This is a genomic window from Mesorhizobium sp. M7A.F.Ca.US.006.01.1.1 (assembly GCF_003997935.1).
In the GTDB taxonomy this organism is placed as follows: Bacteria; Pseudomonadota; Alphaproteobacteria; order Rhizobiales; family Rhizobiaceae; genus Mesorhizobium.
Window position 1 is genome coordinate 1 of record NZ_RZQL01000471.1, and the last position, 1,655, is coordinate 1,655.

A 1,655-nucleotide genomic window follows, 5' to 3' on the forward strand; every position below is an offset into this window, starting at 1 on the left:
GCGGCCAAGCCAGGCGGGCGAATTCGCCAACCGGACCTATGCTGCCTTCCGCGCCGCCTTCGACAAGCAGTATGCGGGAAAACGCATTCCGCTGGAGCTCGGCTTCCACTTCGCGTTGATGAATGACGGCGCCTACTGGAACGCGCTTGAGCGCTTTGCCGGCGAGGTCTGCGTCAAGGCCGATGTCGAATGCATCAGTTTTCGCGACTATGTGCAGCGGCAGGATGCTGGCCAGAGGCAGGTCTCAGTCGGCGGCTGAGCCGCCGACCCGATTCGATTTCCAATCTCGGTTTCTAGGCCGGATCCTCGGCGCCCTGTCTTGCCAGATAGCGCTGGTCGATTTCAGGCAGCGGCTCGCCTTGCAGCGTCGCCTCGAAGGCGCGCAGGCGCTTGTGGACCGATTGCAGCTCGACGATGGTCGACCAGGAGGTGAGCAGAAATTGCAGCGACCCCGTCACCTTGCCGAATGCGTTCGAAATCTGGTTCAGCGCGCCGAACGTTATCTTGTGCGCCACCAGTGAGGGACCAAGGATCAGCAGCGAGAAAATGTTGTCGGCCTGCAGGTAGGTGTAACGGACGACGTTGAAATAGATGTAGTGGAAATAGAGCCTGAAATAATTGTGACGAACATTCTCGAACAGTTCGGCGGTGGTGGCCGGCTGGGCCCGGTCCGCGTGATCCTCGCCGTAGACGAGTTCCTTGCGGTAGGCGGCTTCGACACGCTGGTTGCGGAACTGCAGCCCTGGAAGTTTCAGACCGGCAACCATGACCGAGATCGTCCCGAACAGACACCAGGCAAGGGCCGCGACAACCAATGGCTGCGGGATTGCGCCGATAATCGGCAACTCGGTGATATGGGCCTGTAACTGGATCATGACCGGCAGGAATGCGATCAAGGTCATGATCGACTGGACGAAGCTGGAGCCGAGATCTTCCATGATCTGCGAGAACCGCATCGTGTCTTCCTGGATACGCTGCGAGGCACCTTCGATATGGCGTAGCCTGCCCCAGTTCTCGACGAAGTAGTTGTTCATCGCCGTGCGCCAACGGAAGATCCAGTGACTGACGATGAAGGCATTGACCACCTGCACATTCATGCCGACCAGCGCCAGCCACGAAAAATCGGCCAATCCGATATAAAATTCGCTGTTGGTCGACTTTCCAGTCCCTGACATCAGTCCTTGGACATAATCGAAGAACGGCCCGTACCAAGCGTTGACGGCGACGCTGACCTGCACATTGAAATAGATGAAGAACAGGATGACCGCGGTCATCAGGATCGACCAGCGCTGCCATGGATGCGGCGAATACCAGCTCCAGAATGCATAGAAGACGAGCACGCAGAACGCGAAATAGAGATAGAACCAGAGGAACGGCTTCGATACGAGGATGGCGATGCCGATGATGGGCGGCGCGCCGGCCGCGGCGGGCGGCAATCCGAAAACCGCACCTAGTTGTTCACCACCGAAGAACCAGAACAGGATCGCCGCAAGGCTCCAGACGGCGGCCGAAGTGAAGAACAGCTTCGGCTGCGGGAAAAAGGATACGAACACTGTGGCGAATTCCTCGATCTAGGCGCAAATCAGCTGACGACAGCGGGCATAAAGTCACACATTAGTGGGAAAGAAAATGCCCGTGCCCGATGCCCGGCACAG

General features: G+C 58.2%; 1 protein-coding gene and 1 pseudogene. One reads left to right on the forward strand and one right to left on the reverse strand.

Annotated features, from left to right (window positions below; translation table 11 throughout):
• Window positions 1–259, forward strand: a pseudogene (locus tag EN943_RS36900) (polysaccharide deacetylase); the annotation flags it as partial.
• Between the two features lie 34 nt (window positions 260–293).
• Here EN943_RS36900 and sbmA read toward each other — a convergent pair.
• Window positions 294–1,553 carry a peptide antibiotic transporter SbmA gene (gene sbmA / locus EN943_RS36905; RefSeq protein ID WP_127416604.1) on the reverse strand — a complete coding sequence of 420 codons (1,260 nt, stop codon included), beginning with the start codon at window positions 1,551–1,553 and terminating at the stop codon, window positions 294–296.
• Between the last annotated feature and the right edge of the window lie 102 nt (window positions 1,554–1,655).